This window comes from Bacillus sp. SG-1, assembly GCF_000181495.1.
GTDB lineage: Bacteria > Bacillota > Bacilli > Bacillales > Bacillaceae_B > Rossellomorea.
Map to the genome: position 1 here is coordinate 1 of NZ_ABCF01000102.1, position 8,070 is coordinate 8,070.

10 protein-coding genes and 1 pseudogene are annotated in these 8,070 nt (G+C 41.5%); 3 read left to right on the forward strand and 8 right to left on the reverse strand.

Annotated elements, in window-relative coordinates; all coding sequences use genetic code 11:
- The 5 genes and pseudogenes from BSG1_RS21670 to BSG1_RS18195 all read right to left on the reverse strand — a co-directional run.
- A pseudogene (locus tag BSG1_RS21670) lies at positions 1–944 on the reverse strand (NAD(P)/FAD-dependent oxidoreductase); the annotation flags it as partial.
- 194 nt (positions 945–1,138) lie between these two features.
- Positions 1,139–1,630: a YajQ family cyclic di-GMP-binding protein gene (locus BSG1_RS18190; RefSeq protein WP_006838681.1), complete on the reverse strand. Its 492-nt coding sequence runs from the start codon at positions 1,628–1,630 to the stop codon at positions 1,139–1,141.
- A 177-nt stretch (positions 1,631–1,807) separates the two neighbouring features.
- Positions 1,808–1,939, reverse strand: coding sequence for a DUF3941 domain-containing protein (locus BSG1_RS20625; RefSeq protein WP_006838682.1), 132 nt, complete (start codon positions 1,937–1,939; stop codon positions 1,808–1,810).
- Positions 1,940–2,000: 61 nt separating this feature from the next.
- Positions 2,001–2,177, reverse strand: a complete 177-nt coding sequence (locus tag BSG1_RS21675) for a DegV family protein (RefSeq protein WP_006838683.1) — start codon at positions 2,175–2,177, stop codon at positions 2,001–2,003.
- Positions 2,155–2,862, reverse strand: a complete 708-nt coding sequence (locus tag BSG1_RS18195; protein WP_006838684.1) for a DegV family protein — start codon at positions 2,860–2,862, stop codon at positions 2,155–2,157. Before BSG1_RS18195 ends, BSG1_RS21675 begins: the two co-directional genes overlap by 23 nt.
- A gap of 799 nt (positions 2,863–3,661) precedes the next feature.
- On the opposite strand from BSG1_RS18195, the gene BSG1_RS18200 reads away from it, so the two are divergent.
- A complete protein-coding gene (locus BSG1_RS18200) occupies positions 3,662–4,516 on the forward strand; it encodes a YitT family protein (RefSeq protein ID WP_006838685.1) in 855 nt (284 codons plus the stop codon).
- Positions 4,517–4,572: 56 nt separating this feature from the next.
- Positions 4,573–5,325, forward strand: a complete 753-nt coding sequence (locus BSG1_RS19935) for a BsuPI-related putative proteinase inhibitor (protein WP_006838686.1) — start codon at positions 4,573–4,575, stop codon at positions 5,323–5,325.
- A gap of 514 nt (positions 5,326–5,839) precedes the next feature.
- Here BSG1_RS19935 and BSG1_RS18210 read toward each other — a convergent pair.
- The 3 genes from BSG1_RS18210 to BSG1_RS18215 form a co-directional block, all read right to left on the reverse strand.
- Positions 5,840–6,034, reverse strand: a complete 195-nt coding sequence (locus BSG1_RS18210; RefSeq protein ID WP_006838688.1) for a DUF3813 domain-containing protein — start codon at positions 6,032–6,034, stop codon at positions 5,840–5,842.
- Between the two features lies 1 nt (position 6,035).
- Entirely contained in the window at positions 6,036–6,188 is a 153-nt protein-coding gene (locus tag BSG1_RS21195) for a hypothetical protein (protein ID WP_006838689.1), read from the reverse strand.
- A 118-nt stretch (positions 6,189–6,306) separates the two neighbouring features.
- Positions 6,307–7,122 (reverse strand): Cof-type HAD-IIB family hydrolase, encoded by an 816-nt coding sequence (locus BSG1_RS18215; RefSeq protein WP_044023158.1) that lies wholly within the window; start codon positions 7,120–7,122, stop codon positions 6,307–6,309.
- 132 nt (positions 7,123–7,254) lie between these two features.
- On the opposite strand from BSG1_RS18215, the gene BSG1_RS18220 reads away from it, so the two are divergent.
- Positions 7,255–8,022 carry a prolyl oligopeptidase family serine peptidase gene (locus BSG1_RS18220; RefSeq protein WP_044023156.1) on the forward strand — a complete coding sequence of 256 codons (768 nt, stop codon included), beginning with the start codon at positions 7,255–7,257 and terminating at the stop codon, positions 8,020–8,022.
- Positions 8,023–8,070: the final 48 nt, after the last annotated feature.

The window sequence follows — 8,070 nt, forward strand, 5'->3', positions numbered from 1 at the left end:
TGATATATGTTTGGAGGCGATATAAGATTGTCTATGTGCCGGCCAGGCTAGGGGAATCCTCAGAGGCTTTCCGGTGATAGCACTTTTGGTTTCCACTGCGTCACCGACAGCATATATTGATTCATCACTGGTCTGCATGAACTCATTTGTCTCAATGCCTCCAGTTTTACCGATAGTCAGGCCGGCTTTTTCAGCCAGTTGGATTTGAGGTTTTACACCTGTCGCTACGATGATGAAGTCTGAATGAAGTTCGGTCCCTTTCTGGGTTAATAGGGTACCATTTCCTTCGACTTCCTGAACACCATCGTTCAGAACCACATTAATTCCTTGTTCCTTCAATTCTCTTCAATCATTTCGCTCATATCCTCATCCAGTACTCCCATCAGATGCGGGGAAGCTTCTACAAGGTTGATGTTCAGGCCGAGTCCCGCTAAGTTTTCAGCCATTTCCACTCCTATGAAACCTCCGCCGATTATGGAGCAGGTAGACGGTTTCTCTTTCTCGAGAAATTGTTTAATAGTGTCCATATCCTCAATATTTCGCAGTACAAAATAATTGCTTTGTTCTAACCCTTCTATCGGTGGGATAAAAGGGGCGGCACCTGGAGCCAGTACCAGGGTATCATAATGCTCCTGATATTCTTTGTTTGAACGGACATCTTTGACAGTAATCGATTTTTGTTTCCGGTCAATAGATAAGACTTCATTAAAAGTCCGTACATTGATATTAAGCTTTTCTTTCATTGATTGGGGAGTTGCTGCAAATAAGTGGTCCCGTTCTTGTATGACCTCTCCAAGATAGTAGGGCATCCCGCAATTTCCGAAAGAAATATATTCATCTTTTTCAAAAACAATGATTTCACAATCGTTATCCATTCTCCTGAGCTGTGCTGCTGTTGTTGCACCGCCGGCAACACCGCCAACTACAAGTACTCTCTTCTTCATCTACAGTCCTCCTTGCCTTCCTTAAGATATTAAAAATGCTGTTCAAATATTAGATATTTTCCAGTGTTGGGACGTGACCAGTGACGGAAGCACCGCCATGAGATCACATATCCTTGTTAGAATAAAAAATTAGCGTATAAAAAAGCCGGTTGGATATATTTTACCCAACCGGCTTTTTTAAAAACTAAATGAAATTAGCGAAAATTCACAAACTGGACATCGACTGACAAGTCAGCTTCTCTGACTGCTGCCATGATTTGCTGTAGATCATCCCTGCTTTTTCCTGTAACACGTATCTGGTCATCTTGAATCTGGCTTTTCACTTTCAAACCTGAATTTTTGACGAGTGTATTGATTTTTTTAGCATCTTCTTTGCCTATGCCCTGTACTAATTTAGCACGCTGGCGTACTGTACCGCCAGATGCGCCTTCCATCTTGCCATAGTCAAGATTTTTTACTGGAACTCCTCTTTTGATTAGTTTACTGATCAATACATCCTTTAATTGATCCATCTTATATTCATCATCGGAGACTAAGATGATTTCTTCTTTGTCCAAAGAGATATCACTTTTGCTTCCTTTAAAGTCATATCGAGTTTTGATTTCTTTTAATGCAGCAGTGACTGCGTTCGTAACCTCAGGAAAATCAACCTGTGAAACGACGTCAAATGAGTTTTCTTTTGCCATGAAATGACCTCCTATGTATAACTTTCAGCCAAGAACCTGTTTAGGATCGACCTTTTATAACCATTATAGTCAAGGTTACAGCCTCATACAACTTTTAAACCGGGGGTTGAGCAAAACAGGAAGAACATGAAAAAAAGACCGGATGCAAATTTTGCAGAGCCGATCCTTTAAACCGTATCAGAGATGATCCGTCTTCTTGGAGTACTGATTTTTTCCTCTTTGACGGTTTTTCTCTTTCATCATATTCTTCTCATGGTGTAAAGCATTATTGTCTTTTGCTTTTTTATCATTGTCTGAAGTATGAGACAAGTTACGATTCTCCCTTCTAAATCATATTCGGATTTAGTTTCTCCTGAAAGGGTCATCGTTATTACTCTGCATGCGGGTATTGATTAGAAAAGAAAATGGCCAGCGTTCCCGGGCCTGCGTGAGAACCAACGGCAGCCCCAATAATGTTTATATATACTTCTTTTGGCTGGAATCTTTCTTGAATCAAGTTCTTCATTTCTTTAGCAAGCTCTTCATCATCTCCGTGGCTTATGGCCACTACCTGCTCCCGAGGTTTTCACCCCGTTCCTCATGATGTCAAGGATCCGTTTCAGACTTTCTTGCGTCCCCGGATTTTTCATCGGAACAAGTTTTCCATCTTCGACATGTAGAAGGGGCTTAACGTTAAGAAGTCCCCCAAGGAAGGCTGAAGCTTTTGAAACTCTGCCGCCTTTTGCTAAATAATCAAGATCTTCCACCGTGAAGAGGTGTTCCATATGCAGGCATCTATGCCTGGCAAAAGAAATAACTTTATCTGCTGAAGCTCCTTGCTTTACTAATTCTGCAGCTTCTTTTACCACCAACCCGTAACCAAGTGAAGCACATTTGCTGTCAATGATCGTCAAGTCGAGCTCAGGAAATTCCTCTTTGACCTGATCCTTTATCATCACGGCTGTTTGATGGGTTCCGGATAATTCAGAAGAGAACGTGATATATAATCCTTTTTCTCCGCTTTTTGCAAGGTCAGTAAACGCCTGTTGAAATAATAAAGGAGATGCCTGAGACGTTTTGGGCATTTTACCTTGTCTGATTTTCTGAAAGACTTCTTTTGGCTGGATAGTAACCATATCCTCAAATTCTTGGTCATCCACCAAAACCTGCAGCGGAATAAGCTCTACGTCATATTCTTCGTAGAAAACCTTTGGGAGATCTGATGCGCTATCTGCAAATAATCTAATACTCATTTGACCTATCACCCTTTTGAATGTATTAATGAAGGCTCTTTTCTTTGTTGCTATTTAAATATGAATTTTAAAAATATATAGCCATAATACCCAGGAAATATCCCGGTAAGTAAGAAAGAAAAGAGCTGCTCTTCTTGTTCAGAAAGAAAAAACCTTGTCCCCAAGGGGAATACGGCCCTTGGCAATTTTCCGCAAGTAACAATCTTTCCGAAAGGCTGTTTTCTAAAAGATTGTTGCTTTTTAACTAATTCTTCTAGATGTTTTTTACGAATGGTTGATTGGAGCGTAAGATGTGCGACTCCTGCGGGACTAGCGGGACGTCCAGTTGCAGCACCCAGCCCCTCGGGGTCAAATAACCCTCAGTGAATAAAAGAAAACCGCCTTTTTTTCTCTTCGGACATTTGCCTGTCGGGGCTGACAGGCGCTTCTACTTTTTATACAGGCGCAGCCGAGGAGGCTCACCGCCCGCCCCGCGGAGACGCACACCTGAAGCGGAAATCAACTATCTCATCCAAATAGGAACAATACTTACGAAAAGCTCATCCGAAACCAGCCTTTCGTGAAGGCTTTATAAAACTTTTGTTTTGTAGGCATGCATGGAAGGTAGAGTACTATGCTGCAATAACTATAAGTAAATCCGTGCAGCTTGTCCAAGACAGCCATTTATAATTACTCTATTTAGAATGATGCTATATAATCTAAGTCTAGCCATTTATAGAAAAAATGACAATCTTTTGTTGTTTTTTTCATTTTTGGGTTAAATAAAAGAATAGATATATTTTTTTAAGGAGGTAATGTAATGTCTCGTGACTTTGTAGTACTGGAATCAAAAAAATTGGTGGTCGTGTTATTCGGTGCTCTGCTGAATGCGATTTCCCTGAACCTATTCTTGATTCCTGCCAATGTATATGCCAGCGGATTTACCGGGATAGCACAGCTCCTTTCAAGTGTGATATCAGATTATACACCCTTTGCAATATCTACCGGTATCCTGCTGTTGCTGCTCAACATCCCCGTCACCATCCTCGGGTGGTTGAAGGTCGGTAAGTCATTCACTTTTTACAGTTTCGTATCGGTATTCGCCACTACCATTTTTCTGGGAATCATTCCAATAACTCATCTGTCTCCTGATATTCTGCTCAATGCTGTGTTTGGCGGGGTCATTGCCGCTGTCGGTGTCGGCCTTACCTTGAAGTGGGGAGCTTCAACGGGAGGGATGGATATTATCGCCATGATCCTGTCCCGTTTGAAAGATAAGCCTGTCGGTACATACTTCTTTCTGATGAATTCAGTCATCATTATTACTGCAGGTCAGCTTTATGGATGGGAGAAAGCCCTGTATACGTTGGTGACTCTGTATGTTTCCACCCGGTTGATCGATGCCATTCATACTAGACATGAAAAACTCACAGCTATGATCATTACTAAGAATTCAGTGCAGTTGAAAGAAGCGATCCATTCCAAGCTTGTAAGAGGGATTACGACCCTTCCTGCCAAAGGTGGTTTTACAAACGAGGATAAAGAGATGCTGTTTATCGTCATTACTCGTTATGAGTTATATGATCTGGAACATATTATCAAAGAAGTTGATCCGAATGCCTTTACAAATATTGTAGAAACAGCCGGCATATTCGGATTCTTTCGTCGGGACTAATACAGAAAAAGTTGAGAATAATAATGGGGCATCCTTAATGAAGGGAGTAAAGCCTTATGAAGAAAATACTCGTGATCTTATTCTCAATCTTGTTTGCAGTTCATTTGCTGCCACCTAATATCCTTGCCCAGCAGCCTGAATGGAACGTTGAAGTCAAGCAAGGTACGGAAAATGCAGAACTCCTTTTCCAAGTATTCAATAATACTCCGGAAAAAATGACTTTGGAGTTTTCATCCAGTAAGTTCTTCGACTTTGAAGTAATGGACAAGGAAGGGAATAAAGTTTTCAGGTACAGTGATAATAAAGCGTTTCTGCAGGCGATTCAGCATGTCACTCTTAAGCGTGGCGAAACGAAAGTATGGCGGGATAAATGGGATTACACCACAACAGAGGGAAAAAGAGTCCCACCAGGAGAGTATATCGTCAAAGCTTACCTTATGGTGAGAACAATCAATGGAAAACCTGCTGAAGCAGAATTTGTTCAAACAAAAAAGCTAACGGTAGAAGCTGAAAACCCCTCCTTCAGAAATGTGGAGTTATCCCCCGCTGACGGCTCTTATATCGTTAAGGGAGAAGCGAAAGTATCAGCGGGCTGTTTCTATTATACAGTGGAAGATGGGCACAACATCTTAATAGAGGAAACCCTGGTGAAAGTCAATAAGGAATACCCAAACTGGACTGCATTCAGTTTCACTTTCGATTTTGATCCCGAAGAAGTGTCAAAAAATCGCCCGGTGCTGCTGAATTTATATGAACGGGACCTTAAGGAAGGGACGATTTATCATAATTATACGTTGAGGTTGAACTGATATGGTTCCGTCCAGGTTGATGGCTTTTGCTGAAGTCGGGGTGGATTCATCAGCCGGAAAACTTACTGATGAGCCTCTTTGAGAAACCCTTTGAAGTTTATTTGGGCTCACACAAGCAAAAGTGCCTTTAATTGCTAGAGGCACATTAAATGGAAAAATCCGAGTAAAAGTGTCTTTAGAGGGGTTGTAAAGGCAGTTTAGATGGGAAAATCCGAGTAAAAGTGTCTTTAGAGAGGTTGTAAAGGCAGTTTAGATGGAAGAACCCGAGTGAAAGTGTCTTTAGAGGGGTTGTAAAGGCAGTTTAGATGGGAAAATCCAAGTGAAAGTACCTTTAGAGAACAGCTAGAGTCAGTTTGCAGAGGAAAAAACCGAGCAAAACTGCCTTTTGAGAGCACCCAGAGACATTTTAAGAAGTATAAACGAAACGATCGTGCTTTTTTAAACTAAGCCAAGTTCACGATCTGTTAACCAGAAACCAAAAGAAGCATTTGGCCGCAGCCAAATGCTTCTTCCATTAGTGGAGCTGATTCAGTTCATCTTGCAATTGTCGGAGCTGCTGCTGTTCTGCTCTTGTCGTATTGGCGTACGCAGAAGAAAGAGCATTTTTGGCACGTTGGATGGTTTGCTGGGTGTCTTCACTGCCTGATGATGAAGCTTCAACTGCTAATTGGACATACTGGCGGGCTTCCTGGAATAATCGGTTGCCCATTTTATATGCCACCTAGCGAAGAGTTTTCAACGTTCTCTAATTTTTTTGCTTCCGCTTCAGCCAGTGTGGAATGGTAAGGGATGCGGTCATCATGTTTGGAAACCGCATCTTTGCCTTGTTGAACAAATCTTTTGGATTTATTGCTTTTGCCCATCTTCAGCACCCCTTTTTCATTTTAAGCACCAAACCTTTTTGTGCTCGCTATTAGTATGTTCTGAACGGCGGGGGATTAGAGTACAGAATTTTTGCCAGCATTGTTAATGTCTGTGTTGTTACCCTAAACGGAGGTGACTGTTTAAAAATGCGGCAATGCCGTCTTCTTCGTTGCTTAAGGTGATATCATCTGCGACACTTTTCAACGGTTCGATGGCATTCCCCATGGCGACACCGATCCCCGCATATTTAAGCATCTCGAGGTCATTGTCCTCATCACCGAATGCAATGATCCTGTCTTGCGGGATATCTAAGTGACGTGCAACCTTTTCAATGCCGACAGCCTTGTTCAAGCCGCTCTTAACTATTTCAATCACATGCCATGGTGCTGCCCAGCGGCGATGATCAATGACCTCTGCATGCACATTGCTAAGATGGTCCCTTATTTCGGTCACATGTTCTTCGTCGGCATGGATCAGCATGCTGGTAGGAGACTCTTTCAAATAGCTTCGTATGTCTCCCGTTGTCACATTGGGCTTACCGAAGTTGAATACATCAATCAACCGTTCATCATGATAATGAAAGTACACATCATCCATTACTTCGGCGATGATGTTCCTGAAATTGAAATCAAAGTCATGACATGCCTGTACAATCTCCTTGGCAACCTCAACTTCCATGGGCTCATGGAAGACTCCCCAGTTTTCATCAAGCGGGTGATGAACAAATGCTCCGTTGAAGTTAACGATCGGAGTGTTCAAAACCAATTCTTTATAGTACATTTCGCTGGCTCTATACGGCCTGCCTGTGGCAATCATGATTTCATGACCGTGTTCTCTTGCTTTATGTAAAGTTTGCTTTGTTTTTTCAGGAATCTTTTTTTCATCAGTTAATAATGTACCATCTAGATCCAGAACGATTAAGTGCTTATCCATACTCATCAGATCAATCTCCAATCATTTTTATAAATATACCTATAGTGTATATGTTTCGTAAAACAGAAGTCCACCATGGTACACTAATTTATGTAAACTTTTACAGTAAGAAAGACAAAAAGGAGTAAATAAATGATAACAATAATAAAAGATCAAATAGGAAACATACCTGTACTGAATCTCAGTTTAACCGAGATGATTGAAGACAAGCTGCCTGCAGTATTTTTTATACATGGGTTTACAAGCGCCAAGGAACATAATCTGCATTATGCTTATTACTTAGCGGAAAAAGGATACAGGGTGCTGATGCCCGACACCTTGCTTCATGGAGAACGAGGGCAAGGAATGAATGAAAGTGAGCTCAGCGTGAAGTTTTGGGAAATCGTCCTGACAACTATAGAAGAAATTGGATTGTTAAAAGATCATTATGTCCAAAATAACCTCATTGACGAAAATCGCCTGGGTTTGGGCGGTACATCAATGGGCGGCATTGTCACATTAGGTGCTTTGACAAAGTTTCCGTGGATCAAGGCAGCAGTAAGCTTGATGGGATGTCCATCATATGTAGCCCTTGCCAATGCGCAAATAAATTCACTGAAAAAGAAAGGCTACAACCTGCCATATTCTGAGGATAAACTGAACTCCCTGTTAGGTATGCTTGAAAAATATGATTTAAGCATGCATCCTGAAGTTTTGGAGGGAAAAGCGCTGTTCTTCTGGCATGGAAAACAAGATACAGTGGTTCCTTATCAGCCTGCATATGACTTTTATGAGTATCTTTTAAAAAAGGGAGAGCCGAAGCTTCGTGATCTACAGTTCATGAGTGATGAACTGGGCGGCCATAAAGTTTCACGCGAAGGCGTCCTAAGAAGTAGTGAATGGATTGCAGAATACTTATAATTCCACATAATCTCCCTGAGGATAAGAACCGTATCACTTTCTATACAT

Excerpts from the sequence above, each read along its gene's own strand:
- BSG1_RS18200 (WP_006838685.1), top strand. The coding sequence starts at position 3,662 with ATGTCTCGTGACTTTGTAGTACTGGAATCAAAAAAATTGGTGGTCGTG.
- BSG1_RS18195 (WP_006838684.1), bottom strand. The coding sequence starts at position 2,862 with ATGAGTATTAGATTATTTGCAGATAGCGCATCAGATCTCCCAAAGGTT.
- BSG1_RS21195 (WP_006838689.1), bottom strand. The coding sequence starts at position 6,188 with ATGGGCAAAAGCAATAAATCCAAAAGATTTGTTCAACAAGGCAAAGAT.
- BSG1_RS18215 (WP_044023158.1), bottom strand. The coding sequence starts at position 7,122 with ATGGATAAGCACTTAATCGTTCTGGATCTAGATGGTACATTATTAACT.
- BSG1_RS18190 (WP_006838681.1), bottom strand. The coding sequence starts at position 1,630 with ATGGCAAAAGAAAACTCATTTGACGTCGTTTCACAGGTTGATTTTCCT.
- BSG1_RS18210 (WP_006838688.1), bottom strand. The coding sequence starts at position 6,034 with ATGGGCAACCGATTATTCCAGGAAGCCCGCCAGTATGTCCAATTAGCA.
- BSG1_RS19935 (WP_006838686.1), top strand. The coding sequence starts at position 4,573 with ATGAAGAAAATACTCGTGATCTTATTCTCAATCTTGTTTGCAGTTCAT.
- BSG1_RS18220 (WP_044023156.1), top strand. The coding sequence starts at position 7,255 with ATGATAACAATAATAAAAGATCAAATAGGAAACATACCTGTACTGAAT.